This window comes from Cupriavidus laharis (assembly GCF_914271435.1).
Taxonomy (GTDB): Bacteria; Pseudomonadota; Gammaproteobacteria; order Burkholderiales; family Burkholderiaceae; genus Cupriavidus; species Cupriavidus laharis.
Genome location: NZ_CAJZAI010000002.1, coordinates 266365 through 289299, shown reverse-complemented (window position 1 = coordinate 289299; position 22935 = coordinate 266365). Strand labels below are relative to the sequence as shown.

Sequence of the window (22935 nt, the reverse complement as noted above, 5' to 3'; positions counted from 1 at the left end):
GGAATGCCTCAGGTTTGGCCCATGATCGGGATGACGCCAAAGAGAATGCACGCGGCCAGCATCACCACCGCCGCCGAAAGCGCCCACAGCAGCGTATAGCGTTGATGGTCGCCGAACTCGACCTCGGCCAGGCCGACCAGCAGGTAGGTCGACGCCACCAGCGGGCTGAGCAGGTGGACCTGCTGGCCGATCAGCGAAGCGCGTCCCAGCTCCGCCGCGGTAATGCCGTGCACGGCGCCGGCCTTGGCAAGGATCGGCAGGATGCCGAAGTAGAAGGCGTCGTTGGAGATGAAGAACGTGAACGGCACGCTCAGCACCGCGGTCACGACCGCGAGGTACGGCTCCAGCCAGTTGGGCAGGCCGGCAATCACGCTGGCGGCGATGGCATCCACCATCTTGGTGCCCGACAGGATGCCCACGAAAATGCCGGCGGCGAAGATCAGGGAAACGACAGGCACGATATTGACGGCATGCGAGGCCAGCCGTTCCTTCTGGTCCTGCATATTGGGGTAGTTGACCATCAGCGCGATCGCTGATGCGACCATGAACAGCACCTGCAGCGGAATCGCGCCATGAATGAGCAGTGCCATCAGGGCCACCGTCAGCGCGAGGTTGAACCACAGCAGCCGGGGCCGTGCTGTCGTCGGATCGCTGGCCGTGACCGCCGGGGCGCCGTCGGCCGGCGCGCCCGCCTGCTGCAACGTAATTGCCCCGAGCCGCTTCTTCTCCCGGCGCCCCAGCAGGCCAGCGACGAAGATGCCCCAGATACCGGTGACGATCATCGGCAGGATCATCGGCACGAACAACTGGCCCACGTCCACGCCCAGCGAACTCGCCGCACGCGCCGTCGGGCCGCCCCACGGCAGGATGTTCATGAGGCCGCCGGCCATCATGATGACGCAGGCCAGCACCAGTCGGCTCAGGCCGAGGCGCTTGTACAACGGCAGCATGGCCGCGCAGGTGATCATGTAGGTGGTAGAGCCGTCGCCGTCGAGCGATACCACGGTCGCCAGCACGAAGGTGCCGATCACGATCCGGGTCGGGTCGTTGCCAACGAGCCTGAGGATGACCCGCACCGCCGGGTCGAACAGGCCGGCATCGATCATGATCCCGAAGTACAGGATCGCGAACATCAGCATCACGCCGGTGGGTGCCAGCTTCTTGATGCCATCCAGCATCATCGGGCCCAGATTGAGCCCGAAGCCCGCGAGCAGCCCGAAGACGATGGGCACCAGGATCAGCGCAACCATCGCCGAGAGGCGCTTGGTCATGATCAGCGCCATGAAGACGATGATCATCGTATAGGCGATGGCTGTCAGCATGGTCGAACCTCCGGCGGTGCTCAGGCTACGAACCGGCAGGCCAGGGCCGCCGCGCGCGTATCCATGTTGCGCCCACGGTTCAGGCGGTCGCCGGCCTGGCTGGCGGCCAGTGGTTTCCACAGCATCCCGGGCTGCGACGCCGCGATCACTGCGTCGATACTGACGCAGTATATGTTGCGCGAGAGGCCTGCGTGAAACAGCGCTCTGTTCTCTTCCGCACGCGCTCCGGTTCCGGTGGCTTCCATCGCGGGAAGGCCGGCGAACCCGATCCGCTGTGATTCGTGAAGCATGCCGGGGATTTGCATGACAGGTGTCTCCTTGACGTAGCTGTGCCCACCCGAAGGTCTGGAAGGGGCATGCTAGAGACCGAAGCTGTCATTTTGCCGTCACAGATACCTAGGGCAACTACGGATGCCGTGGCGATGGCGCGCCTCCCTGCGGATCAATATCTCTGCGGCGCCGATGCCTGGATTGGCTCCGGGCTGATGAGCACGGCATCGGCGTCGCAATAGACCCACTCGCCCGGTGTGAACGTCACTCCCCCGAAGGTCACCGGGACGTCATCTTCGGCGCCGGGTTGTTCGACCGCATTGCGCAATGCCGTCGTACCCAGAAGCCTCAGGCAGGCCATCGTGAGCGGCGACGCCGACAAATTCGCGCGTCTGATCCGCGAGCATCTCCAGCGCGCCAGCGACTTCGTGGATCGCGTGCCGGCAGATACGTTCAGGTCCTGAGTGGAAACCTGACTGGCAGCGCCGAGCAGCCTCTACGAGAACCAGGATCCGCGCAGGAAGACATGAACCTGCGGGCTTGCTTCGAGTCCGACGCGCAAGGCCGCTTCTGGTTCGAAACCGTCAGGCCTTCGGGCTATGGCGTGCCGACCGATGGACTATGCTCAGACATGCCCGAGAAGCTGCCACCAAAGCGGTCCGACGACCAACCACACAAACATGTAGATCAGGCTCATCAGGAACCCTGCCTTCCACCATTCCCCCTGGGTAACGTAGCCGGCGCCAAACATGACCGGCCCGGAGCCGATGCCGTACTGGGTCAGGCAACCGTTGATGTTGCTCAGGATGCCGAGGGCAACCGCTGCTGTGAACGGCGGGATGCCGGCTGCGACCATCAGTGCCATGGACAGAGGGAAGAGCGCGCTGATATGGGCCGTGGCGCTGGCGAAGAAATAGTGGATGTAGCAGTAGATCGCCGCTACCACCATATAGACGGCCAGCCTGTGGAAGCCCTCCAGATGGGCCCCGAACTCCTTGCCGAACCAGGAAACCATGCCGTACTCGTTTAGTTTCGAGGCCAGCATGATCAGCAAGCCGATCCAGATCATGGTGTCCCAGGCGGCCTTCTCGTTCAGGGCGTCCTGCCAGGTCAGCACCCTGCAGATGAACAACAACGACACGCCGAGGGCGGCCGCCAGCGTCGCGCTGATCTTCAGGTCCTCACCAAAGATCCAGAGTACCAGCAAGCCCAGGAAAATCGCCGCCATGATGATTTCCTTGGCGGATATGGGGCCCATCGTCGCGAGTTCCCTCTGTGCCAGGGCCGTTGCATCGGGTGTTTCGCGAATCTGCGGCGGGGCGATCCACAGCATGGCCAGTGGAATGATGGCAAGGCACAGCAGACCCGGGACGGATGCCGCTACCGCCCAGTCGAGCCAACTGATCGAGACACCCTGGTCCGCGGCCAGCTTGACCGCAAGGGGATTGCCTGCCATCGCCGTGATGAACATGCCCGCCGAGATGATGTTCGCATGGAAGGCGCAGAGGATCAGATACCGACCCACCTTGCCACGGGATTCCGGGTCGTCGGCATGGCTGCCGAGGACTTCCGCAATCGCCCGGGTAATCGGCAACATCACACCGCCGGCGCGGGCGGTGATGCTCGGCATGGCGGGCGAGATCATGAGCTCGGTCAGCGCCAGCCCGTAACCCAGTCCCACGGTTCGCTTGCCCAGCAGGCGCATGAACAACAGTGCGATGCGGCGCCCCAGGCCGGTCTTGATGACGCCGCGGGAGATGAAGAAAGCCAGCATCACCAGCCAGACGAGGTCCGTGCCCGTGGATTTGGTCACGTCGGCAAAGGACAAGACGCCAACGAGCACGCCCACCGTGGCGCCCACGATGGCCACCGCCGACATCGGCAGAGGTGCGGTCATGATGCCGGCGATCGTGGCGACGAAGACGGCGAACATGTGCCACGCCTTGATCGCAAGGCCCGCTGGCGCAGGCACGAACCAAAGGATGACGCCGATTCCAAGCGGAACAAGGAACTTCCAGACATCATGGAAATGCCTTGGCGTCGGCTTCGACTCGGACGGGCTTGCGGGTGGCGAAGCCTTGACGGATGCGGTCATGATGGACCTCCTTAGGCCGGAGTAGCCGGCGCTGGCCAGCGCTGGTGCAAAAGCTTCTACCGGGCGTGGAGCACGCTGTCGGTTGCCTCTTTGATGATGCGTGCACTGCGCTGCAGGGCAGCACGCTCGGTAGCATTGAGCTCCGGATAGGCCAGCAAGCGGGCGCCGTCGCCATTGACCACCATCGGCAACGACAGGCACACATCCGGCACACCCTCGACTTCGGAATGCACGCTCGCGACCGTGAGAATCAGATCGGTGTTGTGCACGATGGCCTCGCATATTCGCCCGATCGCGCCGGCGATCCCATAATGGGTGGCACCTTTGCCTTCCTTGATGAGCTTGGCGGCTTCGTGGACGGAGCGCAGGATCAGGTCACGGCTGGCCGGACCCAACTCCTTGCCGCTCCTGGCAAGGAACAGCTCAAGGGGCATGCCGGACACCGCCGCGCCGGACCAGTGGATCACCGCGGATTCACCGTGCTCCCCAAGAACGTGGGCGTGGATCGCGGGTGCCACGACGCCCAGCCGCTCGGAGAGAAGCGAGCGCAATCGCCCGGTGTCGAGGGACGTTCCGGTGCTGATGACGCGCTCCCGTGCACAACGCAGATGATCAAGCACGACCCCGGCCAACACATCGCAGGGATTGGAGGCGATGAGGTAGATCGCGTCGGGGGCCAGAGGGGCGGTCTGGTTGACAATCTCAAGTGCGATGTCGGCGTTGGTCCTGGCGAGATCCAGGCGCGTCTGCCCAGGCTTCACGCCGACGCCAGCCGTGATCACGATGAGGTCTGCGTCCTTCGCGCTCTGGTAGTCCCCGGCATGGAAGCGGTTATGCCCCCAGATTGCCGCTGCGTGGGCGAGGTCCAATACCTGCCCTTCGGCCCGCACGCGCGCGACATCGATGATGACGATCTCAGCGCTTGGGATGGCCACGGCCGCGAACAGGGCGGCTGATCCGCCAACCAGCCCGGCGCCGACAATGACGATCTTGGGTTGCCGCATGGCTTGCCCCATTAACTTGAGAAAGCGGACATCCGAACCCGGCGCCAGCCAAAATCCGATGGAGACTCCGAGTACGCCTGGGCAGCGTGCGTGCCGCACCGCACTTCATTCTAGTTATCTGGATTGCCGCCGCCCAAAGGTCTGTTGACTTCCGAACGGAATAATTCCGCAGAGGCGGAAGCCCGCAAGCCGGATCCTGACGACGAGGGCCAACAACGCCGATCATCGGGACCACGGATCCCGGCGACGGCTGGCCCAGGTATAGCCTGGCCAGGGTTCCTGGTAATTCGCACTACACTTTCTTCACGAAGACGGGCCCGGACGGACACAAATGGAGCGTCGTCCTGGCTATGTGCGGGAAAGCACACAGCAGTCTTACCGGTGGATTGCATTCCGAGGAGCGATTTATGCGTGGTATTAAGCACTCGGCGGGCGTGGGGGGCGGCGCGTGATCAGACTGTGGCTCCACGGGCTTTGTCTCGCTGTGCTGATGTCTCCGGGCTCGGTGGCGGGAATGGAATTCAAAATCTACTATCAACCCCAACTTGATCTGAAAATGATCATCGGCGAAGGGAAGATCCAGGACGGTGACGCAGAGAAGTTCCTCGCGGTCGCCAGGATGGCAGACCGTGATCGCGAAGGACTCGTGACCCTTGTCCTGAACAGTGCAGGAGGCAACGTTGAAGCCGCGTTCCGGATCGTCGATGCCATGGACAAGGTCCGCGTCTATACAACAGTTCCGGATAACGCCAGGTGCGCGTCCGCTTGCGCTTCAATCCTGTTTGCATCCGGCGAGCGCCGGAGCGTCCTTGGTACGGGGCTGCTTGGCTTTCACAGTTGCTACCGGCGTGATGGGCGAACCTATTCGGAGGATTCGTTCTGCAACGAGATCATCGCGGCAAACGCCATGCAAAGGGGGGTAAGCCACGCCGGCATCAATCGATTCGTCAAGCAATATGGTGCGAAGGACATGGCATGGGTCGGACGCAATGTCGCCTGCAAATTTCTGCAAGGGCTGTGCAAGCCGGGGCTGCTGGAATCTCAAGGCGAGACAAAGGCAGCGTTGATGCGCAGTCTTGACTGCAGCCGGCTTATTTCTATTCAGGCCCAGCTGATATGCGGCGATGCGGAATTGACCCTCGCCGATAAAACATTGGCAGGAATTTTCGAGCTGAAGCTGAAAACATCAGCGAACAGGGCGCGGCTACGCGAGGATCAACGGGCGTGGCTTCGTAACTCTCGCAATCGGTGTGGCGACAAGGCTTGTCTACTACGAAGCTATCGCCTTCGCATTGATGAACTGAAGAAGATGCGGTCGTGATGACGCTGACCGAGATCCGCGACCGCACGATCGGCATCCTGATTGGCTTCACCGTGTCGATCGGGCATTCAGATGCGGTGCCCGTTGTGAATCGGTCCTGTGCGGAGCCCGCCGTGCACTTCGACGCGTTGGGCCCCGTATGCGACGTCAGCCGCCGAACTCGGCCAGCAGCCGGTCACGGTCCTGATCCAGCGAAGGCGGGTTGCGCACCCCAGACAGCGCTTCAGTGCTTCCAAACTTGACCGGGTTGCCCGCCACCTGCAACGCCTTGCCGTCGCCGATTCCGATTTCGAGGATCATCCCGCGCGCCCGGACATGCGGATTGCTGACCAACTGTGGAACTGTGTTCATCGGCCCATGCGGGACACCTGCTGCCTCCAGGATCGCCTCCCATTCGGCAGTCGTCGCATCCGCCAGCCGCGACTCCAGACAAGCTTTCAGCGCGACATGGTGTTCGTTGCGCGCGGGCACGGTGGCAAACCGGTCCTCCTGTGCCCATTCGCTGCGGCCCAGTGCGTCGCAGAGCTTGCCGAACAGGGCATCGTTGCCGACCGCGATGACAATGAAGCCATCTTGGGTGGCGAACATGTCGAACGGCGTGATCGACGGATGGCGGGTGCCGAGCGGCTGGGGCACGCCACCGGTCGCCGAGTAGCGGGCGATCGGGTTCTCCAGCAGCGCCACCTGACAATCGAGCATGGAAATGTCGACGCGTTCCCCAAGCCCCGTCTGCACGCGCTTGAGCAGCGCCGACTGGATGCCGATCGTGGCGTACAGCCCCGCGCCGATATCCCCGATCGACACCCCGACCCGCGCCGGATTGCCGCCCGCCTCGCCGGTCACGCTCATCAGCCCGCCCATGGCCTGGACCACCATATCGTAGGCCGGGCGGGCGCGATACGGGCCGGTCTGGCCGAAGCCGGAGATCGACGCATACACGAGCCTTGGGTAGCGGGCGTGCAGGTCCTCCCAAGTGAAGCCCAGCTTCTCCATGACGCCTGCACGGAAGTTCTCCACCAGCACGTCGGCGGTCGCGAGCATGCGCTCCAGCACCTGGCGGTCACCGGCATCCTTGAGGTCCAGCGCGATCGATTCCTTGTTGCGGTTGATAGACGCGAAGTAAGCCGATTCACCATCGACAAACGGACCGACCTGGCGCGAATCGTCGCCGCCGTCCGGGTTCTCGATCTTGATGACCCGGGCGCCCATGTCGGCAAGCATCATCGTGCAGTACGGTCCCGAGAGCACCCGGGTCAGGTCTACCACCGTGATGCCTGCCAGCGGCAATTGCGCACATTCCATGCTCATGACGTTCTTTGCTCCACTCAGTCGATTTTTGCGCCGCTTGTGACCGCCAGGTCGACGCCTATCTTGCCTTCACGCGCGGCGTACTCCTGGAACTCGGCGACCGAGCCCGAAACCGAGACCTCGTCGCCTTGCAGCAGGAACTTTTTCTTCAGTTCCGGGTTGGCCATCACCTTCGCCGTGGCCGCGTACAGCTTGTCGATGATTTCCGGCGGCGTCTTGGCTGGCGCGAACAGCCCATACCACGCCGACAGGTCATAGCCCTTTACGCCGCCTTCGGCAATGGTCGGCAGTTGCGGATGCGCCGCCGAACGCTGCCCGGATGTGACGGCGATGGGGACGATCTTGCCGGTGTCGATCATTGGCTTGACCGAAGGGGCCGTGCCAAAGGTGAGTTGCACGTCGCCGGCGGCCACTGCCTGCGCCGATGGCGCACCGCCCTTGAAAGGGACGTGTGTCATCTGCACGCCGGCCAGCTTGGTGAAATAGACGCCGGCCAGATGCGTGATTACGCCGTTGCCGGAGGAGGAATAGTTGAGCGCGCCCGGATGTGCCTTGGCCTGCGCCACCAGATCGGCCACGCTCCGGATGCCGGTGTCCCTGTTGACCGCCAGGATCATCGGCGCGGCCACCAACCGGGTAATCGGCATGAAGTCGGAGGGCTGGTACTTGATGTTCCTGTAGAGCACCTTGTCGCCGCCCATCAGGCTGGCCGTGGCGATATAGAGCGTATAGCCATCGGCCGGCGCCTTCGCCACGAATTCCGCGGCGATCGTGGTGCCAGCGCCGGGCCTGTTATCGACGATCACCGGTTGCCCCAGTTCGTGGCTCAGCGCGTCGCCGTACAAGCGCGCCGTGTTGTCGGCCCCGCCGCCGGCTGGAAACCCGATCACCAGCCGGATTGGCTTGGTGGGGTAACCGGTCGGCGCGGCATGGGTCGACCAGGACAATACCGATGCGGCAAGCGCCGCCAGATGAAATGCAGTCTGCTTCATTGCGGTGTCTCCTCCGTAGCTGTCTCGCTACCTGCCTGTGAATTGCGGCTTTCGCTTCTCCTTCCACGCAGCCGCTCCCTCTCGGAGATCCGCGGAGGTCTCCGAGCGATGCATGTCCCGCTCCAATGCCTTTTCATCCAGCACGCCGCGGGCGATGGCGTTCAGGTGCGCCTTCATGCCGAGCAGCGCGATCGGTGCCATGCCGGCCAGTTGTTGCGAGAGTTCGTCGACGCGGGACTGCAGCGCTGGCGCGTCGACGATTTCCGTCAGGAAGCCGATGTGCAGCATTTCCTGTGCGTCGATCTTGTCCGTAGTCAGGAACAAACGCTTGGCGGCATTCAGCCCCAACCGGGACACGTACCGTTCCATGCCGCCGCGATAGAAGTGCAGGCCCAGGCGGGCGGCCGGCATGAACATGTCGCAGGCAGGCACACCTATGCGGAAGTCGCAGGCCAGGCACAGGTCGGTGGCGCCGCCGTACGCCCCGCCATTGATGGCGGCGATCGTGACGGGGCGCGCGGCTTCGATTGCGTCCATGACTTCCCCGAAATTCAGCGCGCCCTCGTTCGCCTTGCCCGCCAGTGAGCCAATGTCATAGCCGCTGCAGAAGTATTTGCCGGAACTGACGAAGCGCAGCACGAGCACGCGTTCCATCTCGTTGACGGCATCGAGATGGTCGCGTAGCGCCCGGAGGTCGCCCGGAGCGAGGCGGTTGGCGACTTCAGGGCGGCGCAGGCGGATCGTTGCCACGGAACCGTCCACAGTCAGCAAGGGCGCGTTATCATCCATCCAGTTATATCTCCATAGCCAATTGATATACTAATGAAGGCTACAGATATTTTTGATCCGATACCAATGAGGGTATTCCCGATGCAGTCGCTACAAGATCAAATCCGGGAACATGTCGTTTCCGATATCCAGTCCGGGGCCTTGCGCCCGGGCGCCCAGATCGACGAAAAGGCACTTGCCGATGCCTTCGAGAGTTCCCGAACCCCGGTACGCGAAGCCTTGCTGATGCTCGCGGCGCAGGGTCTCGTCACCATCGTGCCGCGAGCCGGCATGTTCGTATACAAGCCGGGCGCGGCCGAACTGGTTGCCATGTTCGAGACGCTGGCGGAAATGGAGGGCGTGGTGGCAAGGCTGGCGACGCAGCGGATCACGGAGGCGGGAAGGAAAGTCCTCGCGCAGGCGCACGCGGCCGCGGGCCGGTTCGTGGAGCAAGGCGATACGTCCGGCTATATCGAGGCCAACCGCCGGTTCCACGAGGTGTTGTACCAGGCCGCAGCCAACCCTTTTCTGAGCGAGCAGATCGTGCAGCTACGGCGTCGGCTCGCGATCTACTGGCAGCAGAAGGGCCTGATCAACGATGCGCGGGTGCCGAGCTCATACCGGGAGCATGGCCAGGTCGTGGAGGCCGTGCTGGCTGGCAATCCGGATGGTGCGGCGGAGGCGATGCGCATGCACGTCTCCGCAGGCGGGAAGGCGATTGCGGATCTTGTGCTGCTGGCAGGAGTTGAGACGCCATGAGCAAAGCGGGAGCGCTTCCGGCCAAGTTCGGCCTAGGCTCGCACGCCTTCTCGACAGACTTATTTCTGCAACGAACTTCCAACACAGGACCCTAGTCCACTGCGCCAGAGAAAACGCACCCGAGCGGCCTTGAGGCGCAGTCGATCGGCGGTGCTTTTCGATTGACGCCGTGGACTAGGAACGCGGCCGCCGTTTCACCTTGCCTTCGGCTTTCGCCGCGCGGCTCTCGGACATGACGACCGGCAGTTCTTCCGCTGCAGCTGCCGTCTCCAGATGCGCCACCAGCAACTGCGCTGCGGGTGACAGCAGCGAGAATTCCCGGAAACAGATGGCGAATCGACGCCGGGCCCAATGGTTGCGCAGAGGGATCACGCGGACGTTCAACGCCGATGCGATGGGCCGGGCGATTTCCGCCGGGAGAATGGCGATACCGAGGTTGGCACGCACGCAGCGCAACGCGGCATCGAAGGTCGATACCACGGCGCGATAGACGATCTGGCGATTCAGGATGGCTGCGTGACGCACCAGCATGGTCTGCACGGCTGTCTGCGCCGGCATGCCAATGTGGTCGAATTCCAGTGTCTCCTCGAAACCACATGACTCTGCATCGGCAAGCGGGTGTGAGACCTGCACGACCGCGGCCAGGTGATCGCTTCGATATGGCCGCGTATCGAAACCTTCCAGGTCGGCCGCATCCCAACAGATGCCGAGCGGCGCGGACCCTTCGCGCAGGGAACGCACGATCTCCGTGCTCAGCCCCTCCTCAATGCTGACGCCAACATCCCGATGCTCCGGCATCTGCAGGAACGCAGCAATGTCGTCGGGCAGGTACTCGGCCATCGAGGAGACAGTGGCCAGAAGACGAACCTGGCCGCGTATGCCCGAACCGTAGTCCGCCATGTCGCGCGCGACCCGGTCGGCGGCAGCCAGCATGGCGCGCGCATGGGCCAGAACAATCTCTCCTGCAGCGGTAGGGATGACACCGCGCCGCCGCCGCTCCAGCAGCGTGGCCCCTACCGTTTCCTCAAGTTGAGCCAGGCGCTTGCTGATGGCCGATGCAACGATGTTCTCCTGCTCGCCAGCGCGGGCCATGTTCTGCGTTTCGCAGACAGCGGCGAAAAGGCGGAGGGTGGTCAGATCGAGATCTCGCATTTGGCGGCGCCGACATTTTCCAAGTCGGAATCTTAATCCCATTATTTGGGTGGAATAGCGAATTTTCGGAATGCTTACAGACTTTCCATTTTGGAACGATGGCGTGAACGAATGAGCGCTGTTCTTTGGTGGTGGGAAACCATAAAGTTGTGCCGTCGCCCGCGAACTGCGCGGCCCCCGTCTCGCATTTCTTCAGTCCTTTTGCCATGACAGCCAACTATCCCACCCGCGCCGTGATCCGCGAAGTCGGCCTCCGTGACGGCCTGCAAAGCATCCAGACCATTCTGACAACGGAGCAGAAAAAGACCTGGATCCGCGATGCCCATGCCGCTGGCCAGCGCGAGATTGAAGTCGGTTCCTTCGTCCCGGCGCGCTTGCTGCCGCAGTTGGCTGACACCGCCGAACTGGTGGCATTCGCCAAGGACTTGCCGGACCTGTTTGTTTCCGTGCTGGTGCCGAACCTGCGTGGTGCCGAAAACGCCATCGCGAGCGGCGCCGACCTGCTGATCATCCCGCTGTCCGCCAGCCGTGCACACAGCGTGGCCAACCTGCGCAAGACCCCCGACGAAGTGGTCGCGGAGGTGGCACGTGTCCGCGCCGCGCGCGACGCCGCCGGCGCGAAGACCCTGATAGAAGGCGGCGTGGGCACCGCGTTCGGTTGCACGCTCCAGGGCCAGGTCGACCCGGACGAGGTGCTACGCCTGATGCAGGCCCTGCTCGACGCCGGCGCCGACCGCGTCAGCCTGGCCGACACCGTTGGCTATGCCAACCCGGCCATGGTGACTGACCTTTTTTCACGTGCCATCGCCATCGCCGGCGATCGCTTCTGGTGCGGCCATTTCCACGACACGCGCGGCCTCGGCCTTGCCAACGTTTTTGCCGCGCTGCAATCGGGCGTCACCCGCTTCGACACCTGCCTCGCTGGCATCGGTGGCTGCCCGCACGCGCCCGGTGCCAGCGGCAATGTGGCGAGCGAAGACCTCGCTTACATGCTCGGCAGCATGGGAATCGACACCAGCATCGACATCGGCAAGTTGCTGACCCTGCGCGAACGGGTAGCCGGCTGGCTAGCGGGAGAGACGCTGCACGGCACGCTGTGGCGTGCCGGCCTGCCCAAGACATACGCAGCCGCGGCTGTTCTCGCTGCTGCCTGAAGGAAGGAGACAAAAGACATGCAATACGACACAGCAGTCCAGCAAGACGCGGATCGCCTGCCGCTCACCGGCATCCGCGTGGTCGAATTCACGCATATGGTGATGGGCCCGACCTGCGGGATGATACTCGCCGACCTCGGCGCCGAAGTCATCAAGGTCGAGCCGCCGGGTGGCGACAAGACGCGCAATCTGCCGGGCCTCGGCATCGGATTCTTCCGTGCCTTCAACCGCAACAAGAAGAGCGTGCTGCTAGATATCACCACGGAAGAAGGCCGCGTCGCCGCGGCCGAACTCGCCGGCCAGTGCGACGTACTGCTGGAGAACTTCCGCCCGGGCCTGATGCAGAAGCTCGGCCTCGACTACGAGACGCTGTCCGACAAATACCCGCACCTGATCTACGTCTCGCACAAAGGCTTCCTGCCCGGGCCGTACGAGAACCGCCTCGCGCTTGACGAAGTTGTGCAGATGATGGGTGGCCTGTCGTACATGACCGGCCCGAAGGGGCGTCCGTTGCGCGCCGGCACCTCGGTCAACGACATCATGGGCGGCATGTTTGGCGCTATCGGCGTGCTGGCCGCGCTACGCGAACGTGATACCACGGGCAAGGGCCAGGAGATCCAGAGTGCATTGTTCGAGAACTGCGTGTTCCTTTCCTCGCAGCACATGCAGCAGTACGACATGACCGGCGAGGTGCCACCGCCTATGCCGTCGCGAGTGTCCGCCTGGAGCGTGTATGACGTCTTCACTTTGGCCGGTGGCGAACAGCTTTTCATTGGCGCAGTGAGCGACAAGCAGTTCGTCACGCTGTGCAAGGTACTCGAGCACCCGGAACTGGCAGCCCGGACTGAGTACGCGGACAACGCGTCGCGCGTGACTGTGCGGCCGAAATTGCTGGAAGAACTTGGTGCCATCCTGCAGCACCACGACCCTGCGGAGTTGGCGCCAAAGCTTGAAGCGGCGGGCATTCCGTACGCGCCGATCGTGCGTCCCGATCAACTGCTCGACGACCCGCACCTGACGGCCAGCGGCGGCCTGGTGCCGATGCAGGTGGACGATGGCTCCATTGCACCGACGGTGCTGTTGCCGTTGATGATGGGCGGGCGTCGTCCCGGCGTGCGCCGGCCGCTGCCCAAGGCGGGCGAGCACAACGAGGAGGTTCTTGGCGCGCTGGGAAACAAGGCGTCCCGGGGCTGAGCAAGCAGGCTTTCGGCAAGACAGAACGACACAAAAGGAGACAACGATGTACAGCACCCCCAACCTCATGCGGCGCACCATGCTCCGTTTGCTTACCGTGGCTGCCGCGTCGGCGAGCCTGACCAGCACGTTTGCCATGGCGCAGAGCGGCAAGCCGGTGCGGCTGATTCTGCCGATCAGCGCCGGGTCCGGCGTTGACACCATCGCCCGTGCCGCAGCCCCGGCGCTCGGCAAGGCACTGGGCCAGCCCGTGGTCATCGAGAACCTGCCCGGCGCGGGCGGCATCTCGGGGGCATCGGCCGTCGTCAAGGCGTCGCCCGATGGCACCACGCTCGGCCTGGTGTCCAACAACCACGTGATCAATCCAAGCGTCTTCAAGTCGACGCCGTTTGACGCCATCAAGGACGTGACGCCGATCAGCGTCCTTGGCGCCACGCCGCTGGTCCTGGTCGTGAATTCGAAAATTCCGGCGAAAAACGTCAAGGAACTGGTGGCGCTGATGAAGGCGAAGCCGGATAGCTTCAACCTCGCTTCGTCCGGCAACGGCACCATCATCCACCTCGCGGGGGAAATGTTCCTGAGCGAGGCCGGCGTCAAGGCACATCATGTTCCTTACAAGGGTACCGGCCCGATGATTACCGACCTGCTCGGCGGACAAGTCGACCTGGGCGTGGTCGCGCTGAACGCCGTGCAGCCCTACCTGAAGTCCGGCCAATTGCGCGCCATCGGTCTCGGTGGTGATGTCCGGTCGCCGGCGGCGCCCGATATCCCGACCATCGCCGAGCAGGGCCTGCCGCGCTACAACGTCGAGGGCTGGTTCGCCGTGATCGGTCCGGCCGGCATGAAGCCGGCCGATGTGAAGCGCGTGCACGACGCCTTCGCCACCGCCTTTACCAGCCCCGAAGTGGTCGAGGCCATGAAGCAGCAGGCGACCAGCGTCAAGCCCAGCACGCCGGAGGAAGCGGCGAAGTACTTCCGCAGCGAGGCCGACCGCTATGCCCGGCTCGTCAAGAAGGCGAACGTCAGCCTTGAGTAAAGGCGATCGCTTGGCCTGGAGCTGACGGACAAGGAGTGGCCAATCTGCGTGCCAATGCGGAGGGCTACGTCCGGCGTGCCGGACTCTACAAGAAGTCTCTGGCCAAAATCGGCTGAGACAACAAGCGGTGATAGTCCGGACGGACGGCACCACATTCGAGAGGAGGAGAAGGGATGAGGTTGAAATATGGAGCCGTCGCGGCAGCCCTGATGCCGGGCGGTGCCCACGCACAGGCAGGGTTCGGCGTCACGCTACGGCGCGTCGTATCCCAAGTGGGTACTGGAAACTGCTACGAGACGTTCGGACTGGCAGTCCGTCTTCCGTCGCATCCATGACGTTGGTCCACCGGTGGCACAGGAGGCGGCACCGATGGAATATCTCGCGAGGGAAAGAAGGCTCTGCCGCTTGCCAGCTGTATGACGTGAGCCTGCATTGCGAGGACGTCCCGCGGCCTCTGCAATGCCAGCAACTGTCTGGTGCAGTCATAGTAGCCAGGAACGGCGCCATGGAACCATTGAAGGTTCCATGCCATCAGCGTTTCGAACTGCGAGAACGCCTTCTCGGAAAAACTGAGTGCAGCTGCCACACCCCTGAGGACTTCAAGATTGACTTGCTGGGCCGCTGAAACCTCGGCAAAGGGCAATGGGGTCATGATCACGCTCCTGCAGGTGCGCGCCATAGCCACTGGACCGCAGTATGGCGCTCCGAGCGAAAACGCTCCGGTAGGGCTTCGTAGAGCTCTGCTCGAAAAGTATGAATAGAGTCCGCCCCGTGCATGTCCCGACATGAGAATGCATCCTGGCCACGATCAAACATCGCCATGGCTTCAAAACGCGGAAGCATGCAATCCCAACGAGGAAAAGCGGGGGAGGAAGCGCTATCTGAGGGGATTTCCGGAGCCGCCAGGCGCGTTAGTGCGCCCCTGGCCGGCTCCGGATTAATAGAGGCAGGCGAGACCTACGCCATTGAGTGGCCGCTCGCTGTCGAGTCGGCGCGGAATCGTCATTGCAGCGTCAAGTTGCGACGTCGCGGCCGCAACTTGGGAAAACGGTCGCGCAGGCATGCTCTGTGAGCACAATTTCTCGAAAGCGCGCGCCGTGGTGTCCATCGTTCAGGTCCTCTGAAGAAGATTGGAAACGAGGTTCAGGCCATCATATCCACTTCGCAAGAAAAGGGCAAACCACCTGCGATTCTCTTCGGCGAAGGTTGGGTCGCGCAGCAGCAACCAGTGGCGACTGCGGGCTTGCCGGGCTGTGAAGCTAGTTGACGCTGAAAGAGGAGGCTTCCTGCGCGGCCTTGCCCAGGAAGCCGACCTCGACCGGGAATTTCGCGTAGAAAACGTTCACGTTCTCCGAAGCCAGGCGGTCGAACAGCTCCGGCAGCACTGCCGTTTTCAGTCTACGTCGGCCGGCGATCGTTGCATTCGACTCGCCGCAGCGATGAATATGGGAATGGCAAGGACCTGGGTCAGGACGCAGAAGAGCACCGTCCAGGCAACATGCCTGTCATAAGCCCAGCCGATGACCATGCTGCCAAGGAACCAGCAGATTCCATAGCCGGCGGTGAACAGGCCATAGGCGAAAGCGCGGCGTCTGCGGTCCACCAGGGGCGCAACGGCTGCCGGAATGACCGACTCGTGCACACCGATGCCAATGCCCCACAACACGGCGCCAACGACGGCCGCCTGAACGCCCCCAAGCCACACCAGCGGCGCGTATAGCCAGGTCAGCGCGGCCAGCCATACGATGACGCGGAAGCCGTAGCGGTCGAACAGTCGCCCGAAGAGCAGCGATGCGCCACCACTGCTCGCCATGGCAATCACATATAGCATCGGCACCCAGTGCGGCGTCAGCAGGCCAGTCTGGGCGAAGTGGAAGGCAATGAGCGGGTAGTCCGCGAAGCCGGCAGCCACCAGCCCGGCAGCCGCGAGATACAGCCAGAACGCCAGCGGCAGCCGCCCCTGAGCAGGCGCCGGAGCCGCGGATTCCGCAAAGCGCTCCGGGTTCGGATAGGTAATGCGTGCGAACAGGACGCACACCAGGTTGACCGCGGCTGGGATGGCGAGCGTGGCAAAGGCCAGCCGATAGTCATTGTGTGCTGCCAGGACAATGGCCATTACCATGGGCCCAAACATCGCGCCAAACTGGTCCAGGGCTTCGTGGATTCCGAACGCCCATCCATAACCGCCGAGCTGCTCGCCGGCATGGGAAAGCATGACGTCACGCGGTGGATTGCGGATCGCCTTGCCAACGCGCTCCAGGACGATCAGGAACGCTGCGGAGCGCCATTCGTGCGTGAGCGCCAGCAGAGGCACCGCGCACATCTGCACGGTATAGCCAACAATCGTCGTAGGCCAAAGCCAGCCTGTGGCGTCGGCAAAGCGTCCCGAAACCACGCGCAGTCCGTAGCCCAGTAACTCGCCGAGTCCAACGATTACGCCCAGTAGTGTTGCGCCAACACCAAGGGACGCCAGGTATGGACCGGCAATGCTGCGCGAACCTTCGTAGGTGAAGTCGGCAAAGAAGCTCAGTACTCCCACCAGCAGCACGAAGCGCAGCGCACCTCGCCGCGGTAACATTCCTGTCTGATAGTCAGATGATGTGGTCGTCCTCATCGACAACTCCAGCTTGTCGTTGGCCTTCATGCGCGCAAGGTCGCCAGCAGGCGCTCCGGATACAAGAGCAGATCCAGCGCAGTGTGGATATGAGGCACGACGATGTCCGCTGCGCTGAACAGTTCGCCGGCCATGCCCTCGGTGCCAAGTACCGCGATCGACAGCCGGGCGGCACGCAGCATGTACAGGTCGTTCCGGCCATTGCCGACGGCCACGACACTATCCCGGGGCAGGGAGGCGAGGAACGCGCGCTTGGCTTCCACCTGCCCGGCCTTTGGCAGCGTCTCGATGTCGCATCTCACGGCGCTCAACTCGGCCCGCGCTGTACCATAGGTGTCACCGGTAATCACATGGACGCGCAGGCTGTCAGCCAGCTTGTTGATCCGCTCGGCAACTCCGCTGATCAACCGTCCGTCCTGTGCCAGCGTGCCATTGAAGTCCAGCGCAAGCGCCGAGGCAGTCAGTAAGCCGAATCCGGGGATATCCAACTCGATCATGTCCGGTCTCCTGTGGGGCGAGAAAAACTATCTGACGACGAGGACAGGGCAGTTCGCATGGTCAATGACGGCCCGGGCCACCGAACCCACCAGCCAGCGCTCGATCGGGCTGCGGCCGCGATGCCCCATCACGATGACCTCGGCGGCCACCTTGTCGGCGTACTCCACGATCATCTCGGCAGGATGTCCCACACGTACATGGAAATCGGGCGCGATGCCGTGCGCCTTGCCCCGTCGCCCAAGCGCGGCGAAGTGGCTTGAGTAGTAGCTTCGCGCGTGCTCGAGCTCGGCCTCCGTGCCCACGTCCTCGGCAATCTCGGGGGGACGCGCCACAGACAGGACATGCAGGATCGCATCCTTCTCCTTTCCTGCCAGTAGCCTGAGCGCCATCTCGAAGGCCTTGTCGGCGGTCGGCGACGCATCGTATGGAACGAGAATCCTGGAGAACATGGCATACCTCCATCAGTCACCCGCAGGGGCCTCGGCCGCTTGCTGCGAGACGTGTTTCCCTTCCCGCTGTATCAGGTGCCGTGGCAGGAAGAAGGCATTGGCGACCAGGGTTGGCACGACTGCGCTGCCGATTACCGTGGCAACGAGATACGAATACTCGGCTTGGTCAATGACGCCATGCGTCAGGCCGAAGAGCGCCGAGATGCTGCCGAATGTCAGCCCGGTCGACATCAGCAAGGTGGTGTACAGCGATTCCCGGGTGCCTGAGCCATAGAACCGTGCGGCGGGATAGACCCCCACGAACTTGGTACTGACCTTGGCGCCAAGGAGGATGACAAATGCGAGCGGCGCCGTGAGGAGAACATCGACCGAGACGAAGGAACCCGCACGGATGAAGTAAAAGGGCGTCAACAGCCCAAAAGTAAGCGTACGCAGGCGCCGGATCAGGGCATGGTCCTTGCCAACCGTACCGGCCAGCACCATGCCAACGAGGTAGGCCGGCAGGACGGCTTCACTGCCTGCCCAGGTCGCCAGCGCACCGAGCGCGAACAGCACCAGCAGCAGGTACTTGGCTTCAAGTTCCGATGGCCGGCCGCCATACCAGCGGAAGAAGCGTGGTGTCAGCCAGGGCAGGATGACAAACGCTACCAGGCCAACGCAGAAGAACGCTGCCGTGCGCCATGTGAAGGGCGAAAAGATGAAGCCCAGCGCCAGCACGGTACCCAGGTCATTGACGAAGCATGCTGCCAGCAGCGTCTTGCCGTAGTCGGTCTTGTTCAGGCCGAACTCGAGCATGACCGCATAAACGACTGCCACGGACGTGGTTGACAGCGCCACCCCTGCCAGCCAGCTCGCCGGCGTGGACCAGCCCAGGAGAAACTTCGCGGCGGCGAAGCAGCCCAGGAATGGGATCAGGAAGCCAATCAGCCCGACGCCGGAGGCCTCGCGCCAGCGCAGGCGGAAGACGGCGGGGTCCAGCTCCGCACCAGCCAGGAACGTCAGCACGATGGCGCCCGTACCGGACAAGAACTGTATCCAGGAAGCGTCGGTCTGCAGGAGGCTGCGTCCAATCAAGGCGCCAATCACCAGTTGAGCAACCGTGCCGACCACGATTTCCGAGAGCGCGGTGGCGACGCGCAGCCAGATCGACAGCAGTGTGGCGATAAGCGCCAGGCCCAGCCAGAGCGCGGCAACCGGCCAGATGGATTCCATGATCGGCCCCTAGCGCTTGCCGTTCCGGGTTGCCGGACGTGGCGTACACGTTGCGTGCTGTGCAAAGGTGAATGCGATGCCCCCGCAGACGACGAGCGGGTCGCAGAGGAGCAGGATGGGGATGAGGAGTGTGGCCATGGCGCATGTCCCCTTCTTGTTCACGAAGGGCATGCACCGGCCCGGAGGCGTCTAAAAGCGTCTGCATGCCCAATGGTGGGCGAGGCAGACATCATTAGCCTGGCGGCGGTTCAAGGAGGATGTCATCTCCTGCTTGAAGGATAGGAGCCGGTACATCGGCGCGCAAGCGAATCGCCGGCGCTCAAGGGCCACTTGCAACCTCATTCGCGCCACCTGCGTTGCCGAACTCGACAGGCGTGCGTGCGTAGAACAGAGCGAGGCCTTCCTCTTCGTTCAGCCGCCCTAACACGCGCTCGCAATCCGTCTCGCTGACCACCATGCTGACTTCGACCGGCTGGTCCTGTAGCGATAGGAAATGGTAAGTGTGGAGCTGATGATGATGCCCAACGCCTTCGGCGCATACCATCAAGGTGGCGCCTTGAATTCCCATGCCTTTCAACGTGTCGAGCAGCCACTCCGCTAGCGGCTTTTCACCGTGCTTGCGGTCGTGCTGCGTAAAGAATGTGACTTGATAACCGCGTTCCATGATGCCTCCTGCTGCGCCCCACTGGCGTCCGCACGAGCAGGCGCCTGATCAGTGTGGACTCAGTCGAGTGATGTCCTGAGCCAGCCTTGCACGAAGCTTGTCCCGGTAGCGGAGCAGCGCATGAGAGCGGCCAGAGGGCTCTTCGCATTGAAATGATGGAAATAAAGCCTGAGCGACATGATCTTGCCCATCGTCAACGGATACCTTCTTCAGTGGGGACGGTCAGCGCGGCTTGCTGCTGGCGCTGCTGGAATGCGGGGACGTCGGACAGCCTCAGCCCTTCCGGAACGCGCAGGCGTTTGGCGTGCCCGACGCGCTGCGCGTGGTAGATGCCGGTGTGGCCCGAGAACAGGTAGCTCACGACGCAGGCGATGCCGGCGAACGTGCCGACCTCCGGCCCGAACAGTTCGATTGCCATGATGGTCGAGGCGATCGGCGTATTGGCCGCGCCGGCGAACACGGCCACGAAGCCCAGCCCCGCCAGCAGCGGGAACGGCAGCGGCAGGACGTAGCCGAGTGCATTGCCGAGCGTGGCGCCGATGTAGAACAGCGGGGTGACTTCGCCCCCCTTGAAGCCGGAAGCGAGCGTCATCACGGTGAAGGCGGCCTTGCCCGCGAAGTCGTAGGCCGGCAGTGGCTGCCGGAATGCATCGACGATGGTCGGGATGCCCAGGCCGAGATACTTGTCCGTGCCGAGCAGCAGGGCGGCGCCGGCCACCACACACCCACCGAGGAACGGACGCAGCGGCCCGAACGCGATCCTGCGCTTCAGCACGCGGGACAGCCGATGCGTGCCTTCCGCGAACGCCATGCCGGCGACACCAAAGGCAATTCCGGCAATGACGGCAGCGCCCAGCGTCAATGGCCCGAGCTGCGGAACGAAGGGGATGGCGTAGTGCGTGTGGTGAACCCCAAGCAGCGGCGGTACCAGGTCGCCGATGATGGCGGCCACGAAGCACGGCAGGATGGCGTCATAGCGCAGCCTGCCAATGGCCAGCACCTCGAGCCCGAAGACCGCGCCGGCCAGCGGTGTGCCGAAGACCGAGGCAAAGCCGGCGCTGATGCCGGACATCAGCAGGATGCGGCGCTCGTCCCTGTCGAGGCGGAACAGCCGCGTCAGGTAGTCGGCAAAGCTGCCCCCCATCTGCACGGCGGTGCCTTCGCGCCCGGCGGAGCCGCCGAACAGGTGCGTGATGACGGTGCCGAGCAGGATCATCGGCGCCATGCGCTTCGGGACGATGCGCTTGGGGTCGTGGATCTCGTCGATCAGCAGGTTGTTGCCGCCTTCGACCGACTGTCCCATGTAGTGATAGATCAGGCCGACTGACAGGCCGGCCAGCGGCAGCAGCCAGAGCAGCCACGGGTGTGCATGGCGTGTATCGGTCGCCCAGTCGAGGGCGAGCAGCAGCGCGGCCGAATCGGCGCCGGACAGAATGCCGACAAGCGCGCCCAGAAACAGCCAGCGGCCGAGGTACGGCAGCATGGCCAGTTGCTCCGGTGGAGCGTATTTTTTCTTCATGATGACCAGATTCGAAGAACTCAAACCTGGACGGCAGGACGCCGTATGGACGTGTGCCTACAACTTCCCTGTCCAGGAACTTGTAGGCATCATCAGCCGGCCGGCGCGTGAGAGGTACGTGCGAACCGGGCGGCGGTTAAGGGAGGAATGCCATCTCCGCAAGCGCGCCATTGTGCCCGACTCGCGCATTTCGGACAAGTCTCAGTGACAGGTGCTTGTTAGGGCATATCAGTGCAGAGCGCCTCCATGTACGGGAAAGGCCGATCTCCCCGGATGGATGGCATCGTGCCCCCAGTTCGCGCTCGATGCGCATGAGCCGGTTGTATTTCTCCACCCGTTCGCCGCGCGCCGGTGCGCCTGATTTGATCTGCCCTGTGCCTAGTGCAACGGCAAGGTCCGCGATCAGCGCATCCTCGGTCTCCCCCGAGCGGTGTGAGACCAGACAGGTATAACCTGCGCGGCTGGCCAGCCGTACCGTCTCGAAAGTCTCGGTCAGCGTGCCGATCTGGTTCGGCTTGATCAGGATGCTGTTGCAGCAGTGTTCGCGGATGCCACGGGCGAGCCTGCGCGAATCGGTCACGAACAGGTCGTCGCCGACAATCTGCACGCTATCGCCAAGCGCTGCGGTAATGGCTGCGAAGCCCAGCCAGTCGTCCTCGGCCAGCGGGTCTTCCAGGGAGATAAGCGGGTACCTGCCGAGCCAGTCTTTCCAGTAGGCAATCATCTCCGGCGTCGACAGCGTCAGGTTGTCGCGCGTCAGCCGGTAGGCATCGTCATGATGGAAGCTCGTTGCTGCCGGATCAAGCCCGATGAAGATATCCTCGCCCGGCCGGTATCCGGCCCGCTCGATGGCCAGCATGATGACGTCCATGGCCGCGGCGTTGGCAGGCAAGCCGGGAGCATAGCCGCCTTCATCGGCAACGTTGGTGGGCAGGTTACGGTCCTTCAGGATCTCGCCCAGGGCGTGATAGGTTTCCACCGCGTACCGGACCGCCTCCCGAAAGGACGGCGCACCGGCCGGCACGAGTTTGAACTCCTGGATATCGGTACCCTGCGAGGCATGCTTGCCGCCATTCAGCACGTTGAACATGGGAACGGGAAGTACGCGTGCCCCGGCACCGCCGAGATACCGGTAGAGCGGAAGTCCGTGCAGGCTGGCCGCCGCCCGCGCGCAGGCAACCGAGACACCCAGGGTCGCGTTGGCGCCCAGTCGTGCCTTGGTGCCGGTCCCATCGAGCTCGATCATCGTGCGGTCAATGGCGGCCTGGTTGTCGACAGGCATGCCGAGCAGGGCCGTGCAGATTTCCCCTTTTACGTGCTCCACCGCCTTGAGTACACCCTGCCCGCCAAAGCGGGCGGCATCGCCATCACGCAACTCGACGGCCTCGAATCGTCCGGTCGAGCGGCCAGACGGCACCATCGCCGATCCCGCCGTGCCACCGCGCGATACCACGGTAACCTCAAGCGTCGGCAGGCCTCTTGAATCCAGCAGTTCGTCGGCCGTGATGGTGGAAATGCGGTTGAGATCCATCTTGCATCTCCCGGGCGCGGTTGTCCCCCCGCGCGGCATGCACCGTACGGTTCCTCGGGGAAATCACTGCTGG

The 22935-nt window shown here is 63.4% G+C and carries 22 protein-coding genes, 2 pseudogenes and 2 riboswitches; of the genes and pseudogenes, 6 read left to right on the top strand and 18 right to left on the bottom strand.

Features of this window, described 5'->3' with window-relative positions; genetic code table 11:
* Nucleotides 1-8 precede the first annotated feature (8 nt).
* The 3 genes from LDO29_RS05125 to LDO29_RS05115 form a co-directional block, all read right to left on the bottom strand.
* Nucleotides 9-1322, bottom strand: coding sequence for a CitMHS family transporter (locus tag LDO29_RS05125; RefSeq protein WP_224078711.1), 1314 nt, complete (start codon nucleotides 1320-1322; stop codon nucleotides 9-11).
* 20 nt (nucleotides 1323-1342) lie between these two features.
* Entirely contained in the window at nucleotides 1343-1627 is a 285-nt protein-coding gene (locus LDO29_RS05120; protein ID WP_224078710.1) for a hypothetical protein, read from the bottom strand.
* 137 nt (nucleotides 1628-1764) lie between these two features.
* Nucleotides 1765-1953, bottom strand: a complete 189-nt coding sequence (locus LDO29_RS05115; protein ID WP_224078709.1) for an RraA family protein — start codon at nucleotides 1951-1953, stop codon at nucleotides 1765-1767.
* A gap of 165 nt (nucleotides 1954-2118) precedes the next feature.
* Here LDO29_RS05115 and LDO29_RS28410 point away from each other — a divergent pair.
* A pseudogene (locus LDO29_RS28410) lies at nucleotides 2119-2178 on the top strand (hypothetical protein); the annotation flags it as partial.
* A 39-nt stretch (nucleotides 2179-2217) separates the two neighbouring features.
* On the opposite strand, the gene LDO29_RS05105 reads toward LDO29_RS28410, so the two are convergent.
* Together LDO29_RS05105 and LDO29_RS05100 are read right to left on the bottom strand one after the other, a co-directional pair.
* Nucleotides 2218-3687, bottom strand: coding sequence for an anion permease (locus LDO29_RS05105; RefSeq protein ID WP_224078708.1), 1470 nt, complete (start codon nucleotides 3685-3687; stop codon nucleotides 2218-2220).
* Nucleotides 3688-3743: 56 nt separating this feature from the next.
* Nucleotides 3744-4691 carry a lactate/malate family dehydrogenase gene (locus LDO29_RS05100; protein ID WP_224078707.1) on the bottom strand — a complete coding sequence of 316 codons (948 nt, stop codon included), beginning with the start codon at nucleotides 4689-4691 and terminating at the stop codon, nucleotides 3744-3746.
* Nucleotides 4692-5205: 514 nt separating this feature from the next.
* Here LDO29_RS05100 and LDO29_RS05095 point away from each other — a divergent pair.
* Nucleotides 5206-6012: an ATP-dependent Clp protease proteolytic subunit gene (locus LDO29_RS05095; protein WP_224078706.1), complete on the top strand. Its 807-nt coding sequence runs from the start codon at nucleotides 5206-5208 to the stop codon at nucleotides 6010-6012.
* A 147-nt stretch (nucleotides 6013-6159) separates the two neighbouring features.
* Here the strand turns inward: LDO29_RS05095 and LDO29_RS05090 are convergent, their stop codons facing one another.
* The 3 genes from LDO29_RS05090 to LDO29_RS05080 are packed head-to-tail and all read right to left on the bottom strand — an operon-like array spanning nucleotide 6160 to nucleotide 9101.
* On the bottom strand, nucleotides 6160-7320 hold the full coding sequence (locus tag LDO29_RS05090) for a CaiB/BaiF CoA transferase family protein (RefSeq protein ID WP_224078705.1): 1161 nt from the start codon (nucleotides 7318-7320) through the stop codon (nucleotides 6160-6162).
* A 17-nt stretch (nucleotides 7321-7337) separates the two neighbouring features.
* On the bottom strand, nucleotides 7338-8312 hold the full coding sequence (locus LDO29_RS05085; protein WP_224078704.1) for a tripartite tricarboxylate transporter substrate binding protein: 975 nt from the start codon (nucleotides 8310-8312) through the stop codon (nucleotides 7338-7340).
* 27 nt (nucleotides 8313-8339) lie between these two features.
* Nucleotides 8340-9101 (bottom strand): enoyl-CoA hydratase/isomerase family protein, encoded by a 762-nt coding sequence (locus LDO29_RS05080; RefSeq protein WP_224078703.1) that lies wholly within the window; start codon nucleotides 9099-9101, stop codon nucleotides 8340-8342.
* A gap of 33 nt (nucleotides 9102-9134) precedes the next feature.
* On the opposite strand from LDO29_RS05080, the gene LDO29_RS05075 reads away from it, so the two are divergent.
* Complete coding sequence (locus LDO29_RS05075) at nucleotides 9135-9839, top strand: GntR family transcriptional regulator (protein WP_224078702.1); 705 nt, start codon at nucleotides 9135-9137, stop codon at nucleotides 9837-9839.
* A gap of 174 nt (nucleotides 9840-10013) precedes the next feature.
* On the opposite strand, the gene LDO29_RS05070 is transcribed toward LDO29_RS05075, so the two are convergent.
* Nucleotides 10014-10991 carry a LysR family transcriptional regulator gene (locus LDO29_RS05070; protein WP_224078701.1) on the bottom strand — a complete coding sequence of 326 codons (978 nt, stop codon included), beginning with the start codon at nucleotides 10989-10991 and terminating at the stop codon, nucleotides 10014-10016.
* 206 nt (nucleotides 10992-11197) lie between these two features.
* Here LDO29_RS05070 and LDO29_RS05065 point away from each other — a divergent pair, with 206 nt between their 5' ends.
* The 3 genes from LDO29_RS05065 to LDO29_RS05055 are packed head-to-tail and all read left to right on the top strand — an operon-like array spanning nucleotide 11198 to nucleotide 14375.
* A complete protein-coding gene (locus LDO29_RS05065; protein WP_224078700.1) occupies nucleotides 11198-12145 on the top strand; it encodes a hydroxymethylglutaryl-CoA lyase in 948 nt (315 codons plus the stop codon).
* Nucleotides 12146-12163: 18 nt separating this feature from the next.
* The gene (locus LDO29_RS05060; protein WP_224078699.1) at nucleotides 12164-13339 is read left to right on the top strand and encodes a CaiB/BaiF CoA transferase family protein; all 1176 of its coding nucleotides are present in this window, start codon (nucleotides 12164-12166) and stop codon (nucleotides 13337-13339) included.
* A 46-nt stretch (nucleotides 13340-13385) separates the two neighbouring features.
* On the top strand, nucleotides 13386-14375 hold the full coding sequence (locus tag LDO29_RS05055; RefSeq protein WP_224078698.1) for a Bug family tripartite tricarboxylate transporter substrate binding protein: 990 nt from the start codon (nucleotides 13386-13388) through the stop codon (nucleotides 14373-14375).
* 289 nt (nucleotides 14376-14664) lie between these two features.
* Here the strand turns inward: LDO29_RS05055 and LDO29_RS05050 are convergent, their stop codons facing one another.
* The 9 genes and pseudogenes from LDO29_RS05050 to eno all read right to left on the bottom strand — a co-directional run bounded on the left by LDO29_RS05050 (nucleotide 14665) and on the right by eno (nucleotide 22862).
* The gene (locus tag LDO29_RS05050) at nucleotides 14665-15027 is read right to left on the bottom strand and encodes a hypothetical protein (RefSeq protein ID WP_224078697.1); all 363 of its coding nucleotides are present in this window, start codon (nucleotides 15025-15027) and stop codon (nucleotides 14665-14667) included.
* Between the two features lie 607 nt (nucleotides 15028-15634).
* Complete coding sequence (locus LDO29_RS28180; RefSeq protein WP_290369519.1) at nucleotides 15635-15760, bottom strand: hypothetical protein; 126 nt, start codon at nucleotides 15758-15760, stop codon at nucleotides 15635-15637.
* 8 nt (nucleotides 15761-15768) lie between these two features.
* Nucleotides 15769-16953: an MFS transporter gene (locus LDO29_RS05045; RefSeq protein WP_224078696.1), complete on the bottom strand. Its 1185-nt coding sequence runs from the start codon at nucleotides 16951-16953 to the stop codon at nucleotides 15769-15771.
* Between the two features lie 62 nt (nucleotides 16954-17015).
* Nucleotides 17016-17486, bottom strand: a complete 471-nt coding sequence (locus LDO29_RS05040; protein ID WP_224078695.1) for an HAD family hydrolase — start codon at nucleotides 17484-17486, stop codon at nucleotides 17016-17018.
* 27 nt (nucleotides 17487-17513) lie between these two features.
* On the bottom strand, nucleotides 17514-17936 hold the full coding sequence (locus LDO29_RS05035) for a universal stress protein (RefSeq protein ID WP_224078694.1): 423 nt from the start codon (nucleotides 17934-17936) through the stop codon (nucleotides 17514-17516).
* Nucleotides 17937-17948: 12 nt separating this feature from the next.
* The gene (locus tag LDO29_RS05030; protein ID WP_224078693.1) at nucleotides 17949-19148 is read right to left on the bottom strand and encodes a cation:proton antiporter; all 1200 of its coding nucleotides are present in this window, start codon (nucleotides 19146-19148) and stop codon (nucleotides 17949-17951) included.
* A gap of 216 nt (nucleotides 19149-19364) precedes the next feature.
* A riboswitch (Fluoride riboswitch) is annotated at nucleotides 19365-19425 on the bottom strand.
* Nucleotides 19426-19467: 42 nt separating this feature from the next.
* Nucleotides 19468-19812 carry a DUF190 domain-containing protein gene (locus tag LDO29_RS05025; protein WP_224078692.1) on the bottom strand — a complete coding sequence of 115 codons (345 nt, stop codon included), beginning with the start codon at nucleotides 19810-19812 and terminating at the stop codon, nucleotides 19468-19470.
* A 193-nt stretch (nucleotides 19813-20005) separates the two neighbouring features.
* The gene (locus LDO29_RS05020; RefSeq protein WP_224078691.1) at nucleotides 20006-21331 is read right to left on the bottom strand and encodes a voltage-gated chloride channel family protein; all 1326 of its coding nucleotides are present in this window, start codon (nucleotides 21329-21331) and stop codon (nucleotides 20006-20008) included.
* 76 nt (nucleotides 21332-21407) lie between these two features.
* A riboswitch (Fluoride riboswitch) is annotated at nucleotides 21408-21498 on the bottom strand.
* A 61-nt stretch (nucleotides 21499-21559) separates the two neighbouring features.
* Nucleotides 21560-22862, bottom strand: a pseudogene (eno, locus tag LDO29_RS05015) (phosphopyruvate hydratase).
* Between the last annotated feature and the right edge of the window lie 73 nt (nucleotides 22863-22935).